Source organism: Psychrobacter maritimus, from assembly GCF_904846345.1.
GTDB classification, from domain to species: Bacteria; Pseudomonadota; Gammaproteobacteria; order Pseudomonadales; family Moraxellaceae; genus Psychrobacter; species Psychrobacter maritimus.
On the sequence record NZ_CAJHAJ010000001.1, the window covers coordinates 572,931 to 591,330 of the forward strand.

12 protein-coding genes and 1 pseudogene are annotated in these 18,400 nt (G+C 43.3%); 5 read left to right on the forward strand and 8 right to left on the reverse strand.

The features are described 5' to 3' along the window. The first annotated feature begins 297 nt into the window (after window positions 1-297). The 5 genes from JMX50_RS02355 (at window position 298) to minE (ending at window position 5,176) form a co-directional block, all read left to right on the forward strand. Entirely contained in the window at window positions 298-1,260 is a 963-nt protein-coding gene (locus JMX50_RS02355) for an acyltransferase (protein WP_201628268.1), read from the forward strand. Window positions 1,261-1,490: 230 nt separating this feature from the next. Next, complete coding sequence (locus tag JMX50_RS02360) at window positions 1,491-2,585, forward strand: hypothetical protein (RefSeq protein WP_201628269.1); 1,095 nt, start codon at window positions 1,491-1,493, stop codon at window positions 2,583-2,585. Window positions 2,586-2,759: 174 nt separating this feature from the next. Then, window positions 2,760-3,626: a septum site-determining protein MinC gene (minC, locus tag JMX50_RS02365; protein ID WP_201628270.1), complete on the forward strand. Its 867-nt coding sequence runs from the start codon at window positions 2,760-2,762 to the stop codon at window positions 3,624-3,626. Between the two features lie 444 nt (window positions 3,627-4,070). Beyond that, on the forward strand, window positions 4,071-4,883 hold the full coding sequence (gene minD / locus JMX50_RS02370) for a septum site-determining protein MinD (RefSeq protein ID WP_183620258.1): 813 nt from the start codon (window positions 4,071-4,073) through the stop codon (window positions 4,881-4,883). A gap of 2 nt (window positions 4,884-4,885) precedes the next feature. Further along, entirely contained in the window at window positions 4,886-5,176 is a 291-nt protein-coding gene (gene minE / locus JMX50_RS02375) for a cell division topological specificity factor MinE (protein WP_183620257.1), read from the forward strand. Window positions 5,177-5,260: 84 nt separating this feature from the next. Here the strand turns inward: minE and JMX50_RS02380 are convergent, their stop codons facing one another. The 8 genes and pseudogenes from JMX50_RS02380 to JMX50_RS02415 form a co-directional block, all read right to left on the reverse strand. After that, window positions 5,261-5,788, reverse strand: coding sequence for a cytochrome b (locus JMX50_RS02380; RefSeq protein WP_201619207.1), 528 nt, complete (start codon window positions 5,786-5,788; stop codon window positions 5,261-5,263). A 173-nt stretch (window positions 5,789-5,961) separates the two neighbouring features. Next, window positions 5,962-6,465: a hypothetical protein gene (locus JMX50_RS02385; RefSeq protein WP_201564879.1), complete on the reverse strand. Its 504-nt coding sequence runs from the start codon at window positions 6,463-6,465 to the stop codon at window positions 5,962-5,964. Continuing rightward, window positions 6,462-7,496, reverse strand: a complete 1,035-nt coding sequence (locus JMX50_RS02390) for a chemotaxis protein CheB (RefSeq protein WP_201628271.1) — start codon at window positions 7,494-7,496, stop codon at window positions 6,462-6,464. Before JMX50_RS02390 ends, JMX50_RS02385 begins: the two co-directional genes overlap by 4 nt. Next, entirely contained in the window at window positions 7,486-14,607 is a 7,122-nt protein-coding gene (locus JMX50_RS02395; protein ID WP_201628272.1) for an Hpt domain-containing protein, read from the reverse strand. Before JMX50_RS02395 ends, JMX50_RS02390 begins: the two co-directional genes overlap by 11 nt. A gap of 30 nt (window positions 14,608-14,637) precedes the next feature. Continuing rightward, window positions 14,638-15,657 carry a CheR family methyltransferase gene (locus JMX50_RS02400; protein ID WP_201628273.1) on the reverse strand — a complete coding sequence of 340 codons (1,020 nt, stop codon included), beginning with the start codon at window positions 15,655-15,657 and terminating at the stop codon, window positions 14,638-14,640. A gap of 207 nt (window positions 15,658-15,864) precedes the next feature. Further along, a pseudogene (locus tag JMX50_RS02405) lies at window positions 15,865-16,869 on the reverse strand (methyl-accepting chemotaxis protein); the annotation flags it as partial. Between the two features lie 531 nt (window positions 16,870-17,400). Beyond that, window positions 17,401-17,931: a chemotaxis protein CheW gene (locus tag JMX50_RS02410; RefSeq protein WP_201565077.1), complete on the reverse strand. Its 531-nt coding sequence runs from the start codon at window positions 17,929-17,931 to the stop codon at window positions 17,401-17,403. A 3-nt stretch (window positions 17,932-17,934) separates the two neighbouring features. Continuing rightward, window positions 17,935-18,297, reverse strand: a complete 363-nt coding sequence (locus JMX50_RS02415) for a response regulator (RefSeq protein WP_183620243.1) — start codon at window positions 18,295-18,297, stop codon at window positions 17,935-17,937. Between the last annotated feature and the right edge of the window lie 103 nt (window positions 18,298-18,400).

Below are 18,400 nucleotides of genomic sequence, written 5' to 3' on the forward strand. Positions count from 1 at the left end.
CAACAAAATGATTATTGCATCCATAATACTAAAACCTGACACTCAATAATAACTGAACTTAGTTAAGGTATTAAGTAGTTCAAAATGATAAAAATGCTATTAAAAAGTACGTTAGCTCAATTAAATATAAGCGCTTGTTAACAGAGGCTTATTTATATCATGAGCTTTTATATGGCGAAATTATTACTAATAAATAAGAGTCCATATTAAGAATACATTAGTTATATATTTTGAGGTTGATTAAAAAATTCTAAAAAAAGTTGCTTGATTAACGAAATGAATAGGAAGAAATTGGATATGCGCTTAAATTCTGCCATACAAAAAATACACGAACGTACGCCAAAATTAGCAAAAGCCATGTCGCTTGCGACAGCAACTGGGGTCATCGCTGCCAATAGCTTTGGCGGTAGCATTCCGTTATGGCTAATGGGGGTTGGTAAAATCATCACCGGCGCTCCTATCGCCGATAAGACAGTGATTAAAATCGCTGAACACTGGATTAGCAGCAACAATGCGCTCATCGACAATATGTTGCCGCGTAAAGACTGGCGCATTCATTTGCCAAATGATGTCCATATGGACGGTAAGTACCTGCTGGTCAGTAACCATCAATCTTGGGTGGATACCAGCATCGTGCAATATATCAGTGAAAAACGCTTGCCGCTGACCCGCTTTTTTACCAAGTTTGAGCTGATTTATATTCCTATTGTGGGGCAGGCGTTTTACTTTTTAGACTTCCCAATGATGCGCCGCCACTCTAAAGAAGCGGTTGCTAAAAACCCTGCCCTTCAAGGTAAAGATATCGAAGAAGCAAAGCGTGCTTGTGCCTTATTAAAAGACAAGCCCTTTACCTTATTGAACTATTTAGAAGGCACGCGCTTTACCCAAGAAAAGCACGATAAACAAAATTCACCCTATACCCATCTATTAAAACCACGCGCCGGTGGTTTGTCGCTGGCTATTAACGCCTTGGGCGCTGACATGGATGGTATCTTAGATATGACCATCGTTTATCCTGACGGCGTACCAACCTATGGCGATTTGTGGAAAGGTAATATCAAACGCTTAGGCGTCGATGTCCGCCATATTAAGATACCTGACGAGCTGTTTGCGGGTATTCAAAACGGTGGTTACGAAAACGATGACGCAGTCAAAGCGCAGATGTTTGATTGGGTCGAGCAAATTTGGCGTCAAAAGGATCAACGCATTACTGAGATGCTTGCTGAATTTGATGACACGGCGGTTGATAAAATGCCTTAGGATTAGAATAAAATGTAAAATCTCTATTATTAAAATCCGTTGCTACTGTCAGCGGATTTTTTCTATAAAAAGATAATGGCTAAAATACCAAATTATAATGGTTGATGGCTTGTTTTTTGGCATGATTCATTGATAATGTGAATAACCATTAAAACTCGTTACTTATTTGGTAGTGATTGGCATAAAGCGACTCACTACTGATGCCATTTACCACTTAATAAGGTATGACTGTGTCCGCCTCTTCTACTAGCAGCGCCCCTATAGAATCAACATCCGCGCGCAATCAGTCCTCAGACTTATCGAATAGTCCACCACCAAGACCGAATCGTCCCAAGCCCAATCGCTTGAAGCTGACCTATGATATCGTGATGATTATCGCCATCAGTATTGATTTATTATTAATCGGTATTGACGCTATTTTGATGAGTGGTTTTAGTCGTGATGCGACGCAGTGGTTGACCCTGAGTGAGGCATTAAACTGGTATCAAAGTAATATCCATGATTCGTTACGGACAGCCGGTGGCTTCTTTACCTTATTTTTGATTGGAGAGCTGCTATTACGCTGGGCGATTGCTATTAAAGAAAAGGTTTATTACCGCTGGTTCTTTTTTCCTTTTGTCCACTGGTATGAAGTGTTAGGCTGTTTCCCGCAGCTGCGCGCGCTGCGTTTATTTCGCGCGGTGATTATCGGACGCCGATTATATCAATTGGGTTATCAAGTATTGCCGCAGCCGTGGATTAACCGCATTAATTTTTATATCGATTTACTTTTAGAAGAGCTGTCTGACCGCGTCATCTTAACGACCATTCAGACCTTTCGGCAGCAGCTCACCGACCCTAAAATGCATAAATCGTTCATTGAGTCGACCATCGCGCGCAATCGCAATGAGATTGAGGCGGCGGTGCTATCGCTGCTACGTAAAGAGCTGGCACCAAAACTCCAAGCACTCACCGAGTCATCAGGCGGCGGCACCATTATCGCCACTGAAATGGGCAATGCGATTAAAGAGGGATTGGCCAATACGCCTGAGCTACGCCGCTATCTGCGCATGATACCTATTGCTGGTAGCTTAATTGAGTCTCAGCTTCAACATGTCGGGCATAATATTGGTGAAAATGTGGTATATGCGCTTAATGAGCGCCTGCTTGACGCCGAACGTCTCGATGCTTTGATGGTCGCTATTGCCAGCGGCGTCGCTCAAATCGATACCGATAACAGTGCCCTTGATACATTAGTCTCAAGTATTATTGCCGATAGTTTGAATGAGTTTGAGGCACAAATAAAAGTGCAGCAGTGGAAGCATCAGGACATGCTTAGGTTGTAGCATTTTTAGTCAAAGCGGGCTTAGCAAAAACTGGATTACCAAGAACGAACTACCAAGAACTGACTTAATAAGAAAGAACTGGCTTTTAATCACTATAGTTTTATATAGCCATACTTTGATAATAAAAACGGCACCGTGAACACCGCAATACGACCATTTTTGAGGATTTATATTATGACGATTTCAGACAATGACCAGCATGCCCTCGCCTCAGCCAACACGCCGGCGTTAGCTTTTTATGGCAAGATGCTGACCTTTTCACGGGTGCAGTTTAGCACCGATGATTTTACAGCGATTGCCAGCCAACTTGAAACCACACTGAGCAACAAGAACAGCAATATTCCGGTATTGATTGACAGTGAGGTCGAGCAAGATTTATCGGCGTTGGTCGAGCTGCTTTGGTCTTGGGGTTTGCAACCTATCGGTGTGGTCACAGGTTTGCTTGATGCGCAAGCTCGCGAGCTACGCTTGGCGATATTTCCCGCTGATGGTAAACGTATCGAGCGTATTTTACCGAGTAAAAAAGCCACTACTCAGCTGAGCCAAGTAGCGGCTACTGTGCCCAACAACAGTGCTGACTCTACAACCACCACTGCCGATAATACGGGTTCAATAGTAGAAAACCAAGCGATTGCAGCAAGTGCGATACCTGAAGTAGCTGAAACCGCCTTGACTGCTGAAACGCTTATCAGCGCTGAGCAAATTACCAGCCTCATCTACGATCAAATGCTACGCTCAGGACAAAGCCTCAATCATGTTGGCGGCGATTTAATTCTAACCAACAGCGTCAATAGCGGCGCTGAAGCCATTACCGACAATAACTTACACGTTTATGGTCGCGCCCAAGGTCGTTTGGTTGCAGGGGCAACAGGTGATAAAGACGCGCGTATTTTCTGCCAAGTATTTAACCCTTCATTAGTCTCCGTTGCCGGTACGTATTGCTTACGCGACAACCTACCCGAGCATGTGATTGATAAATCGGTTGAAGTACGTTATTTAGAAGGTCAAGGCTTGGTCTTTACTGTCATGGACGACGCTTAAATTAGCTATGACACTAAGATTATCCAAAGACCTCATTGCAGTTATATTATTGCATTGATATCAGCTTAAAAAATGGATGATAAAGACTAAATTGGCGGCTAAATAGCATGATTAATATTGTAGTAAGTTTACTTAACAAAACTGCGCTATGATGGATTTTTAGCTCTGCCACTATTTACGTTAGACTATATGTACGGGCTTTGGGCGCAGATACTAGAGCGTTTTTTAGCTGTCTAATCTGTTTGCTTATAGCAAGCATAAATGTGATATATCGGCTGTTTTTGTGCTTTAATATAGACTTGCTATAAGTTTTTGTATATTTATGCTAGGCTTACGCTCGCAGATAGCACATATACGCTAGGTGAATGCCAAGCAAATGTGCTACTTTATATCTATACTGTTTTGTATAATAAATATCCCATCAATTCATAGGAGTGTGCCATTGTGGCGAAGATTGTTGTAATCACTTCGGGTAAAGGCGGTGTGGGTAAAACCACAACCAGTGCTTCTTTTGCCGCCGGTTTAGCATTACGTGGCTATAAGACAGTTGTTATCGATTTTGATGTAGGCTTACGTAATCTAGACTTGATTATGGGCTGCGAAAATCGAATTGTTTATGACTTTGTCGATGTTATCAATGGTAATGCACGCCTATCCCAAGCGCTAGTGAAAGATAAGCAATTGGAAAATCTATATATCCTACCTGCCAGTCAGACACGTGATAAAGATGCGTTGACGGACGAAGGCGTAGCAGAAGTCATGGACGAGTTGTCTAAGCAGTTTGACTATATCATCTGTGACTCGCCTGCTGGTATCGAACGCGGTGCGCAGCTTGCGATGTATCATGCTGATGAAGCCATCATCGTCACCAACCCTGAAATCTCTTCAGTACGTGACTCGGACCGTATCATTGGTATCTTGCAAAGCCAAACTAAGAAAGTGGCTGAAAACCAAGGGACGGTACGTGAGCATCTTATCATCACACGCTACAATGCAGACCGCGCCGCCGCTAACGAGATGATGGATATCGATACCATCTCTAACGATATTCTAAAAGTGCCGTTACTTGGCGTGGTTCCTGAGAGCCATTCAGTGCTTGAAGCCTCTAACCACGGCGAGCCAGTGATTCATTATACCGACTCTGTTGCTGGTCAATGTTATGACGATATCGTTGCCCGTTTCTTAGGGGAAGAGCGCCCATTACGTCATATTGATGTGAAGAAAAAGAGTCTATTACAGCGCTGGTTTGGGGGTTAATAATGAGTAAGAAAAAAGGATTTTGGAGTAGTCTATTCGGCACCGATGACAGCAGTAATGCTGGTAGTGCCAATATGGCCACTGAGCGTCTAAAGGTTATCGTTGCAAGCGAAAATCGTTTAAACAATCGTTTGACCGCTGACCGTATCGAAAAAATGAAACGTGAAATACTAGAAGTGGTTAATAAATACGTCAACGGCGTTCAGATTGATGATGTCAATATCAATCATCGTTCTGAAGATAGCTTAGATGTGCTAGAAATGAATATCAGTTTACCTGAGCATAAAAAGTAGAGTTTTTCACTTTATTGCGCCATAAAAAAGCCCTAAGCATCATACTTAGGGCTTTTTTTATACTTACTTTTTATCTACCAGCCTTTATTTTATACGGGCTATCAGATTGTCTTTTTTGATAAACTGATGGTATAAAGCGGCGCCAATATGAATTAAGGTAAAGGCGATAATCATTGGCCATAAAATATCTGTATGCCAGTCATTAAAAAGTCGGGCCAAGCCTCTATCTGGTGTGACAAAGACAGGGATTTGAAATAAGCCAAAAATATCAACGGCTCTACCGCCATAGACTGACATCAGCAGCCCTGCTGTTGGCATAGCGATCAATAAAGCGTATAAGAAAAAGTGTGACAATTGTGAGAGGAGCATCTGCCATTTTGGCATAGCAACTGCAGGCGGTGCTTTGGTAAATATACGATTGATCACGCGGGCAATCATCCAAAACAATAAACTGATCCCAAACGCCTTATGCAATCCGATATAGACCTTACTATCCAAATTGCCATATAAAAATATCATGACCCAAGTGACCAGCAATAAGATGGCACTAATCCAGTGAAAGATTCGACTAGCAACCGACCACTTTGTCAGGTTTGAATTGATGGTATTCATAGCTTACTTTATCACCCCTATTGTTCATTAGTGCTCAATGATGCTCATTCATACTAACTGGCGCTGACTGATACACTGATATTGGCAAACAGCGATTGGCTGATAAAGACACGTGCTAAACACTCTCAAGGCTAATGACAAAGATTTTTATGAGAAGCCTAACCGTAAGCAAACTAGGAGTCTAAATCAACCAATTGGTGTGCTATTTTATCCAAATCTGCTACCAAGTACAGCGTATTATCAATCATCACGGTTTGAAAGAGGTAGGATAGCACATCATCTTCTTGTACGCGTTCATCAACATCATCGATTTTGTCATCTGTCTTAATAAAATACTCAGGAAGGTCGATATCTTTGACATCAGAGATACGCGCCTGTAGCTGACGCAGCTCGCCTGCCGTTTGAAGTGCGATGCGATGGGCGGAGGTATTACCCTCTAAGACAATCATTTTCTCTGGTGTTTGATGGCGTGGCAATAGATGGAAGACCGCGACTGCTTGCTGTTGCCACTCATAACTATCGGTATGTTCGCTACATTCCTCGACACTCAAAATCAAACTGCTAGGAATAATCCAATCCGGTTGGTTAACTGCTGGGACAACCGTCACGTCGAGCATACCATTGTTAGTGGTTAGTAAGCTCACCGCTTCAAACGAATGCTTTAGAATCTGTTTCATAAGTTGCTCACAATAAATGAATCTAAAGGGGCGCTCACCGCCCTTTCAGTAATATACTCAGTAAGTTTTTCTGCTAATGCTGTAGGACTGCCGACAAACTGACAGTAGCCTGAATCAATAATCGCTTGCGGCTGACTAGGACAGGCACTTAAGCTTGGCTCTTGCGCCCACAATTGACTGTCATTGTCTTGGATTAAATCCAAATACTGCGTACCATCGTTACCCATCCCTGAAAATATAATATTGATAAGTTCACTGCCATAGACATCACTGGTATTTTTAAGAATTTGCCCGATAGCAGGTTTATAATCGCCTTCCCAAGCCTGGTCTAACAAGATGATGCGACCGGTTGAATCACAGACAATTTGTTTATCAATAGGTACTATAAGACATTGCCCAGTGCGCAAACGCTGCGTTGAGGTAATCAGCTGACAGCGCCACTCATTATGACGATTCAATATACGCGGTAAGGTACTAATCATGGTTTGGTTAAAGTGATGCGCCAATAAAATACTTACAGGCAGTAAAGGCGATAAGTGGTCTAGAAACTCTTTGACGGCGCTAGGGCCACCCATTGAAGCCCCTAAAAACACCACATAACGCCAGTCATTGGCCTCATTTTTATAGGCAGTGTTTTTATCAGTAACATTATCGACTAACATCGGCAGCGCCAACATTTGGGCAAGCTTACGCTTTAGTTTACGCTGCCACTTAGCATACTGCTGTGCTTCATTAAGATACGGTGCTTGACTGAACCCTACCAACACAGCGGCAGCTTTAGAGGCTGCCGTTGCTGTCGCCATATGATGGTCATAATCACCGTCGATTAACCAAATATGGATAGAGCCTTCATAGCTCTCAAACTTATCTTGCAATTGCGCCCGCGATACGCAGTCAACCAGCTGTAAACCACAGCTACGTACCGTATCAGAAAAAGCCATACGCTGATGATGGTCCTCTGCAACCACCAATACCTTGATATCACTTTTATGTTTGTCTTTTAGCGCCAAGGCACGTAAGTTATCCTTCATTGACTAGGCTAGCCTCTTTACCCAATAGGGTTTCAATATTACTAAGAAGCTGATTTTCTTGGAAAGGTTTGCCCATATAGTCATTGACCCCAATCTCGAGGGCGCGCTCGCGATGTTTTTCACCCGTACGCGAGGTAATCATAATAATCGGCAGATGTTGCAGACGTCTATTATGGCGGACTTGCGTCGCGACTTCAAAACCATCCATGCGCGGCATCTCGATATCGAGTAGCATCAAGTCAGGTGTCGTTTCTTGGAGAATCTCAAGCGCATCGATACCATCTTTGGCAAGCACCACAGTGAAGCCTTGGCGCTCTAGGAAACGTGAGGTGACTTTTCGTACCGTAACGGAGTCATCGACCACCAAGATAGTCGCTTTAGACTCTGTCGTGCTGCGCATGCTCACAGCAGGTTTCGCGACTTCTTTCACCAAGGTGACATTACGCATCAAGGCAATCAAATCAAGGATGAGCATGACTGAGCCATCACCCATAATAGTCGCTGCTGAAATACCTGATAAATTCGAGAACTGTTGCCCCAAAGGTTTTACCACAACCTCAATACGTGAGCCTGCGATTTGGTCAACCTGTAGCGCCATATTCTGCCCACTACGGTTTTTGATAATGATAAGTGGCACGCTAGTATTGGTATTGACGACCAGCTCATTTAACTTATTACCAGATAAAATCTCATTTAAATAACGGACGCGATAATCGGTATCTTCAAAGTTAAGCGTCGCCGCGCCTGATTGATAATAGTCGTATATTTTTTCTGGATTGATACGCACAACCCGCTCAATCTGCACCAGTGGTATCGCATAATAGCGGTCTGCTGCGCGCACTACCAAGGCATCAGAAACAGCAACGGTAAGCGGCACACGCATGGTAAATCGAGAACCTTTACCAAGCTCTGAGACGACTGATACTGCGCCGCCTAACTGACGAATCTCACTGATCACGACGTCCATGCCGACACCGCGCCCTGATATTTGTGTCACCTGCTTACTGGTACTTAAACCGGCATTAAAGATGTACTGCATAATATCAAGGTCGCTTAGCGTGCTGTCGTCGGCATCAATCAGACCTTGAGAGATAGCTTTATTGCGTACTGCTTCTACATCAATCCCACGACCATCATCGGTTAACTGAATGACAATTTCACTGCCTTCACGCCGTACTTCTAAAGTGATTTGCCCACTACGCTCTTTACCCGCTTTTAGGCGTGTGGCAACGTTTTCAATCCCGTGATCAACGGCGTTACGTAACATGTGCTCAAGCGGCGAGGTAATGCGTTCTAGAATGGTTCTATCCATTTCATCATCAGCATTGATAATCTTGAGCTCAACCGACTTATTAAGCTCATTGGCTGTCTGACGTACGATACGCTCAAGCCTTGGCGTTAGACGGGTAAACGGCACCATACGCGAGTTCATCAAGCCATCTTGGAGCTCGGTTTGCGTTCGTGATAGTTGTAGCAATAGACTTTCACTATCACGGGTTTTTTCTAATAAGGTGTTATTAATATCGACCAAATCCGACGCCGACTCTGTCAAAGATTTTGACAGCTGATTCAATGAAGAATACTGATCCATCTCTAGCGGGTCAAAACCTTCATGATTGACCAGCTCGTCATCGATTTGCGATAAAATCTGCGCCTCAAGCTCAATCTCCATCCGGCGTAACTGATCTGCTAAGCGCTGTACGGTAGTGCCCATCTCTTCAATACTATTGGTCAAGCTACTCATGCCCATATCGATACGCGCACGGTTAATCGCCGACTCGCCCGATAGGTTAATCATATGCTCAATCAGACCACCTGAGATACGAATCATCTCATTATTGTTGGTGTTCTGCTCTTGCTCAGCAGTATTAGCCACCATCAGCGGCATCTCACTAATATCCTTTTGGATATAGGTCGATTCTTGCTTTTGTTTCGCCAAAAGAATGGCGTCACGCTGCGGTTGCAATGATTCTTTCGGTATCTGCTTTAAGCTATCTGGGTTTTTACTAAATTGCTGTAATGCCTCAATCAATAAATCAGGGGTTGGCGGATTCACCTGTTGCGACAGAATAAATACGGCATCTGCAAGCCAATCATGACAGGCAACTAATAGCTCTAAGACTTTTTTGGTAGCAGGACGGCGACGATCGACAAAATCGGTATATACCGATTCCATTTCATGCGCAAGGTCAGCAATACCACTAGCAGTCACCATACGCGCGCCACCTTTAAGGGTATGCAAGTCGCGTTGTAGTGCCTGCAATGCCACCGTATCATTTGCATCACTTAAGAATGATTGCAGATATTCGTTACGGTTGGTCAGGGCTTCTGCTTCTTCCAAAAACACTTCTAAAATATCAGGGTCAGGTAAGCCATTTGCCCATGATTGCTTGATAATTCTATCTAAACTTAAGCTATCTGCTGCTTGTTCTATACGATGAATATATTCATCTGCCAGTACTTGCGACTCAGTATCAATATGGTTCTTTGGCATCGGTACAATAAGTTGGACGACATCTGGCAATGCCTTCGCTTTTTCAAACTGTTGTAACTGCTCAATCAACTCAGGCGCGAAAAACGATTGCTGATAGCGGACAATGTGCGCTACTTGTAATGACAACGTATCTTGCACGACCTGCATAATCTCAAGCCACTGTGCGGTTGGTACTCGTCTTTCTTCTACAAATGCCTCGTAGATACTCTCCGCTTCATGAGTCAAGTCACCAATACTACGGATACCTGCCATGCGCGCGCCACCTTTGATGGTATGCAGATGACGCTGTAAAACTTTTAGAGTATTGATATTACTAATGTCGGCGCGCCATTTACTAAAGCTATCATTGAGCGCGTCATCAAGCTCTTGCGCCTCTTCTAAGAAGATTTCTAATAGCTCGATATCGGTATCGATGGTTTCAAGCTCTAGCTCAGGCGCGGCGATACTATGTACCGAAGCATCAGCATAAACCTCTGCAGCAATATTAATGTTGGCTTCAGTTTCAGTTTCAGCATTGATGTCGGCGTCATCAGCGATCATTTCATTATTACTGTCATGGCGCTGAGCAATACTTTGTAGCTGCTGAAGAACCTGCTCATCAATTTTTAATGAGCTGCTACCTGCCAAGGCATCAAATAAACCGACCAATTGCGCATGTCCGGCCAGTAAAATGGCTTGAATATCAGTATCAATTGACTGCTCAGGATGATGACTTAAATAAGCATAAGCCTTGCCCAACTCATTAAGGATGGCAGTAAACTTTGGAAACTCTTGGGCTTTACCGCTTAAGTATTTTATTTGTGCCATTTGCTGCGCTATATAAGCTTGGACTTTCGCACTTTCTGGATGAGTCAAAGCGGCTTCTAGCTGCCATTCAGCATCGAGCAATTCATTGATATTATCATCCAACAATTGGTTTATCGTTGGCTTATTATCAGCAGTGCTCTCGCTATCTTTAATAGCATACTGCTCACCAAGCATCGCTTGCAAAGAAGCAATATCTTGCTGGCTTTGCATCTCTTCTAACGACACATCTTGCTGCTGAACGTTTTGCTTATAGTTATCCAAATAGCCATTAATCAGGGTCGCAGACTGGGCGAGCGCCTTTAAATGCTGCGCACTCATCGGCGTATCCTGCTGCTGTAGCAGCTCTAAACTCTGCTCTATGGTCGCACTAACCTCGCTAATTGCTGTCAAAGCACTAGACCCAGAAGCAGCTCTTAAGGTATGGAATGCCCGTACAATCTCATCGCTTACCGCCACATAAGGCTCATCTTGATGGCGACGAACAAAGTCATTAACGCTCTCTAATAACTCTTCTGCTTCTTCAATAAAAATGTCAAAAAATGCTTGTTCTTCTTCACTTTGAGGGGTCAAAACGATGGGCGCTTCTGCCATTTTTTCATTCACAGAATTAATCGTTTGCAACATGCTGTCGATATGATTGCTATTGTCAGCATTGCTCTCATCGTCAAAACCATCCTGAGCACTTTGATTTGTACTTGGTGCAGAAGACGGTGCAGGAGTGCCTAATAACTGTTGGTATAGCGCAGGGTAGCTAAATTCATCACCTAGCTGTTTACTATAAGCCTGCGCACAAGCCACCCATAAGGGCATGATAGTAGGATAATCTTGGCTATCGTTCTCAAAGGTGGTTAATAACTCAGGATACACGCTCAGCACATCACCAATCAGCTGCTGTATGTCCGTAGAAGCCGTAATGCTATTATCTAAAATACGGTTGAGCATATTTTCTATCGACCAGGCCAACTCCGCACTAGTATTAGCACCAACCATACGCCCCGACCCTTTTAAGGTATGGAAACCGCGGCGAATATCAGTCAACTGGGTTAAGTCATCAGGAGCAAGCTGCCACTGCTCATATAAAGGCACGATTTCATCCAAGACCTCATTGGCCTCTTCTAAGAAAATCTCTTTAATATCAGGATCAGCATCGTCAGCATCTATCGGTAACGGCTGGGCTGCTGACATAAATGGTTGCAGTACCGCAGGGATTTCTAACTCTATCAATGATGCAGAGATATCTTTTTCCTCTGCCATCGTATAATTAACTTGCTCTGTCGTTCCTAGAGTATCGGCATGCTCAATGTCTAAGTTTGTTTCGTTTAAAAGTAAACTTTCTTCCAGTAAAGAATTACTTCCTTCAACGTCAGCGGTAGAAGATATGACTTCAGATGTTTCTAGCCCTGTATTGATAGGTTGCTGGCTCATTAGGTTATTGCTTTGCACAATAGTAATAGCAGGATCAAAGCTTGGTAATTGCTGTGCTTCAAAATCACTCAACATCGCTGGTAGACGCTGGGTCGTTTCTATCACTAACGCGACGACTTCATCGGTCACCGGCAGTGTTTTTTCCAACAGACGATTGAGTAGGTTTTCAATTGACCATGCCATCTCGCTGATGCTAAAAGCACCAACCATACGCCCTGAGCCTTTTAAGGTATGGAAACCTCGTCGCACTTCCGTTAACGGGGTTAAATCCTGTGCGTCTTGCTGCCATATCGGTAAAAAATCTTCTAAATCAGCAATAACCTCTGTAACCTCTTCGATAAAGATGTCACGAATATCTTCGTCGATATCAAAGTTATCAGGCTTGATTTGACTACGGACGCTTAATAAAGCAGCACTTTCTGTTTTATCACTGCCATTAAAGTGATTCAGATTATCGCTCGCCACATCACTCTCTAAAACTGAGTCAATAATGTCGTCATTATTAATAGGCGCAATTTCACCACTGTCGTCGTAGCGCAGTACATTACTCGCTGCTAATTTTTGCGTTAAAAAAGTATCTTTTACTGTTTCAGGTGCATCGATATAGCCAGTAAGCAACGTTGAAGCTTTATCAATATAGACATTGGCTTGTTCTAATAATGCTTGATTAAAAACTTGCTGCGCCAGATAATCGAGTAATAATTCAATCGATGTTAAACCTTCTGCCACTGCTTCAGTAACGTCCCAGCTGAGTACATTAATCTCATGGGTGCTTAATTGATCAAATATAGCAGCTATTTTATCCGTCGCGTGACGGATTGATGGCAAGCCCATACTATCAAAGGCTTCGCTAATTTTAGTAAAATCTACTGAGTCTGATAATAGTTCGATGTTTTGGCGCTGAATATAGTCATTAAAGCCTTGCTTAACGTCTTCGACAGCAATACGCAACTCACGCAGCTCTTTATCATTTGCCTTAATTTGGTGGTTATTTTCTGTTTGTAAGCCATCAACACTATTAACGCTATTAAAACCATCAAGATCGTCATTCGTAATGACTGCAGGTTTAGAGGTAAACGACGCCGCGTTTCCTATTTTGCTAGCAATGACTTGTTCGGTATTGTAGACAGCATCGTATAATTCTTGCAGCTGGCGCTCAATTTGCCACTGTTCCTGCTTATGTTCCTGCATATGTTCTTGGGTCAATTCTTCTTCTGCATATACAGATAGACCACGCTCTATATCAGCTAGGATTGCGGAAGTCTGTGCAGAAAAAAATGTCCAACCGCGACTCTCAAGTTGGTTGTTTATGTGTTGTAAAGGTTTTAATAGCGTGTGAGGTTTATCAAGATTAAAGATAAGACTTTCAATTTGACTGAGTATGCGCGGTAAAAAACGTGATTCTACATCCGGCTGCGATACGTTATGCAATATAGATTGAGCGTTTTCACTATGATTGACAAGGTTACTTAACTCAATATAAATACTGGTTATTAAGTTATTAATGATATCCGTCGATATCTCGTTTTGCTGCGCGCAGGATTCTATTAGCGCATCTAACTGGCTTAATAACGCGGCATAATGTTTAGGTTTTGGGGTTTCATTGTCTGCTAGGTCATGTAGCCAAGTTTCAGTCAGATACCAAAGACGCTGTAAATCTGTATCCGCTGCGGTTTGCCATAAATATTGACTGACCTTTTCTAAAACCGTCAGTATAGAGGGAGTGTTGGCATTAGCTGCTAGTAAGGCTTGTACTTGCTGACGCCAAACCAATAACAATTGCTGATATTGCTCACGGTCTAAATTTGCCGCTGTCGTAACATCAGGTACTGTAATATCAAGGTATTCATTATCCATCATGCTAGCAGAATGCTCAGCTTCAGAGGCTAAAGAAGCATCTGCAAGATGGTCGGTCACGACACCATAATGCGCTAAGACTTGTGTCAGCTCAGCCGAGGTTTTATTCAGCAAAGCAGCATGGTAGCTACCCGTGCGCGCGTAGTGTCCAAGCTCACGCATGAGTAATCGATGAGCTATTTGACCAATACGGCTTTTATCCGTACCAAATGCTACTTCAGGAGCTATTTCTGACCCTGTTTCAGAAGCCGTTCCAGAATTTATTGCAATGTCGTCTGCAAGAGCATCTTCTAGGTTAACGACATTACCTATTCCTGCTAACAAACTTAGCTTAGTCGCCAAACTTGCCAATGCAGGCAAGTTGAGCATGGTTAAGGCACCACTAACTTGATGATAGTTATGTGACATTTGCTCATAATCAGCGCTTTTTTCACCTAATTGCCAGCCATCAGCTACCTGTGATAATTGCTGATTAAATAGTGGTAATAACCACTCAAACGTCACCATGTCATTGGGCTGGTTTTTCATAGATTTATCCTAACTCGTCTAGGCGCTAATTTAGGCACTGATTTTTTGCCACGCATTAATCTGTGGGTGCGCAATACGGCGCATGTTTGATGGACGCCAAAATAACGCCTCACCTGGAGCCAATATAATATAACCGCCTAGCGCACACTGCTCTGATAGCCGCGCTAAAATATCACGCTGATCAAACTTACGAAAATACAGCAGCATATTTTGGCAGACAATCACTTGTTGTAAATGCGGGGTTGGCGGCTCTTGATTGATAATATTATGTAAAGTAAAGCGTACCTGCTGTTTTAAGGTTGGCATCACTTGCCAGTTTGCATTTACGCTATTTTTTATGGTTTGCTTAGTATTAGTCGCTACAGGAGCAAAACGTAATGCTTCAATGACGCTTGTCTGACGCAATGGCTGGATAAACTGCTGACAATGCGGCGGAATTAAAGCCTGCTGTCTGTTGTCATAATGCCCTACGCGTGCTTTTTTTAATGCTTGTTCGCTAACATCAGTACCTAATATAGTGTAATGAGTCAGCTGTTTTGCCGCCAAGCTCATTGCTAGTGACCAAGTCTCTTGCCCACTCGCACAGCCGACGCTCCATATCCGAAACAACTCATTGGTGGCAATATGGTCACTGTTATTAGCCTTACTAGCAACATTGCTATTAACATTGCTATTAACATTACTGTCATTTTCTAATTGCCGCCGTTGATGCTGCAAAGCACACTCGGTGACAAATTCTATAGAAGGCTGATGGCGAAAGAAGCGACTTTCATGAATCAGCACCTTATCCAAGAATTGCTGACGCAGCTCATGATTAATCGGTAACTGCTGCCATAACTGTAGAATAGTGAGCCCATACGATAGTGCCGTTTGCGTGACGGCATTGACCAACCACTTACGCTGAACATTCGGTAATATAAAGCCGATTTCTTGCTCTATATAACGTTGCCATTGCTCTGTATCAAAAGCAGCATCCTGTCTTAAAGCCTCGGCCGCTAAAGCGTCGGCTTTATGAATGAAAGGACTGTCTTGTTGCATATGATTATTCATGTGACCTGCTATTAATAGTGTTGCCTTAGATAAGGATAAGATAATAACTAGAGCAACTATTTGGTTAACATTTCAATATAAAAATCATAAATTAAGCGCTAATGACTCAATAATAAATGGCCCTTAAATACTGGCTGACACTCTTTCATCAATATCTAAATACTCATCATCCGTCTGTTCTGTATGTAATTGCTCATCATCATTAGAAATCTTGAAGCCGGTCACTGACTCTTGCAATGCTGCTGCCATTTCACTCAGCTCACCAATAGAGCGCGCCGTTGCCATCGAACCCGATGACGTTTGCGAGGTAATATCTTGAATGATATTCATCGTATGCGAGATATGACCTGCAGACTCTGCCTGTTGCATAGCGGCGTTGGAGATGTTTTGAATCAGATCCGCCAAGGTATTAGAAACGGTTTGCACCTCTTCTAGTGCCTCACCCGCATCTTTTGCCAAACGGGCACCACGTACCACTTCAGAAGTCGTTGATTCCATCGACATCACCGCTTCACTGGTATCGGCCTGAATGGTTTTTACCAGCGTTTCGATCTGTTTGGTTGCGTTGGCTGAACGCTCAGCAAGGCGCTGAACTTCGTCGGCAACAACCGCAAAGCCTCGACCAGCCTCCCCTGCCATCGATGCCTGAATCGCAGCGTTCAATGCCAGAACGTTGGTTTGGTCAGCAATATCGTTAATCAGACCAACGATATCACCAATCTCTTGCGAAGATTCACCAAGGCGTTTGATACGTTTTGAGGTTTCTTGAATCTGATCACGAATAACGTTCATACCTTCAATCGAGCGCTGTACAACTTCCGCACCGTTGTAGGCAATAGCAACTGAACGCTGTGCAACCGTTGCCGATTCTGCGGCGTTATTTGAAACTTGGTCAATCGATACCGTCATCTCATTAATAGCCGCTGATACACCAGCAATTTCTTGCGCTTGGTGCTCAGATGCCTCAGCAAGCTCAACCGCATTCATCTGCGTTTGCTCTGAGGACTGCGAGACACGATCAGCGGTACTGTTAATAACCAGTACCAACTGACGTAATTGGTCAATTGCGAAGTTAACAGAGTCAGCAATCGCACCCGTAAAGTCTTCTGATACGGTCGCATTTACCGTCAAGTCACCGTCTGCTAAATCACCTAGCTCATCCAGTAGACGCAAAATAGCAATCTGGTTACGCTCGTTTTCTTCTTGAATTTGGCGCGCACGCTCAGACTCTGCTTCCGCCTCTTGGCGACGACGCAAGGTCTCTTTTTCAATCAATAAACGTTCTGAGCCGCCACGTTGTTTTAGTAGCTGGAACAACGCAAATAAGATACCAAGCACACCTAAGACAAATACAATCACCGGCAAGACAACTGATTGATTAAAATTCGTTAAATATTGGCTGACCGATGACAATGAATTGACCAGCCAAAACAGACAAGCCACACTTACTAAAGCACAAAGCCCTAATAACAGCTTCCATTTACTATTAGCATCTGTCGTTGTTTTATTCTTACCAGCTACAGGGTTGTTTATAACATCACTCATCGTGCCTCTTCCTTTCAAACAATCGTCAAAGTCGTATCGTGACTGACTCTGAAATCATATTGTCATCAAAACAACAGTGATTAACAAAGCCTGTATGAATGCTGACATATCACTAAACCATGTCAGCCCTTGTTCTTTTATTCTTGCTTTAACAAAAACCGCTTATCAAAAACAATTAAGTAATAAAGACCGCTATGCTTATATGGCGGCATCGGTATACTGCAAATCTTGTGCAAGCAAGCTTGGCATAAACACATACCAATCTTGCTCATCCTTAAAAAACTTGCCATGGTTATAAGGCGCAAATGGCGAGCTGGGCTCAAGCGCTTCTGGACGATATTGATCTTGAGTGAACTGCTCAATACCCAAGACTTGATCGACCAGCAACCCTGAGAACACATTATCATGGTCAATAACGATAACTTTACGTTGGCTCATTTGCGACAACTGACTAGGCACTTGTAAAAAACGCGACAAATCGGTTAAAGGTAACAAGCGCCCACGAATATTGGCGATGCCAAGCATCCAAGGCTTTACTAAAGGCACGCTGGTATATTCTGGCATGGTCAATATCTCTGATACCTGACCCATTGGTGCCACCAAACGCTGACCACCAATCTCAAATACCACACCTTGCCAGTCAAACTCTTTGCCTCCGCGGCGACCACTTTTGCGCGCGCGTGCTAAGTCTGCTATCCGTAGCAGTTCAATAAACCCTCTGGATGCCACAAGCTACTCCATTACTCTACGAATTATCTGGACCAGACCACTTTCATCAATCGGCTTAGTAATATACTCTTTAGCGCCTTGACGCTTACCCCACACGCGATCAGTTTCTTGATTTTTGGTACTAATCATAATGATAGGAATATGAGACGTGGTTTTCCCACGGGTAATCTTACGAGTTGCCTGAAAGCCGTTCATTTCAGGCATCACCACATCCATTAAGATGACATCTGGCAGGTGGTCAATGGCCATCTGACAGCCTTGCTCACCGTTTGTCGCTTCTAATACTTGATAGTTATTCTTCGCAAGCATGTCGCGAAATTTCGCCATCTCAGATGGCGAGTCGTCAATGACTAAAACAGTAGTCATAGGTGTTTCCTTTATTTTCGATGATATCCATTAGGATATATTATTGATACAAATCGATTAAAATAAGTCGCTATGAGTCAGTGGCCGCATTATTCTCATCATG

Coding starts and splice junctions, on each gene's coding strand:
- minC (WP_201628270.1), top strand. CDS start 2,760: ATGACGATTTCAGACAATGACCAGCATGCCCTCGCCTCAGCCAACACG.
- minE (WP_183620257.1), top strand. CDS start 4,886: ATGAGTAAGAAAAAAGGATTTTGGAGTAGTCTATTCGGCACCGATGAC.
- JMX50_RS02390 (WP_201628271.1), bottom strand. CDS start 7,496: ATGAAGGATAACTTACGTGCCTTGGCGCTAAAAGACAAACATAAAAGT.
- JMX50_RS02395 (WP_201628272.1), bottom strand. CDS start 14,607: ATGAAAAACCAGCCCAATGACATGGTGACGTTTGAGTGGTTATTACCA.
- JMX50_RS02385 (WP_201564879.1), bottom strand. CDS start 6,465: ATGAAACAGATTCTAAAGCATTCGTTTGAAGCGGTGAGCTTACTAACC.
- JMX50_RS02355 (WP_201628268.1), top strand. CDS start 298: ATGCGCTTAAATTCTGCCATACAAAAAATACACGAACGTACGCCAAAA.
- JMX50_RS02380 (WP_201619207.1), bottom strand. CDS start 5,788: ATGAATACCATCAATTCAAACCTGACAAAGTGGTCGGTTGCTAGTCGA.
- JMX50_RS02415 (WP_183620243.1), bottom strand. CDS start 18,297: ATGACTACTGTTTTAGTCATTGACGACTCGCCATCTGAGATGGCGAAA.
- JMX50_RS02400 (WP_201628273.1), bottom strand. CDS start 15,657: ATGAATAATCATATGCAACAAGACAGTCCTTTCATTCATAAAGCCGAC.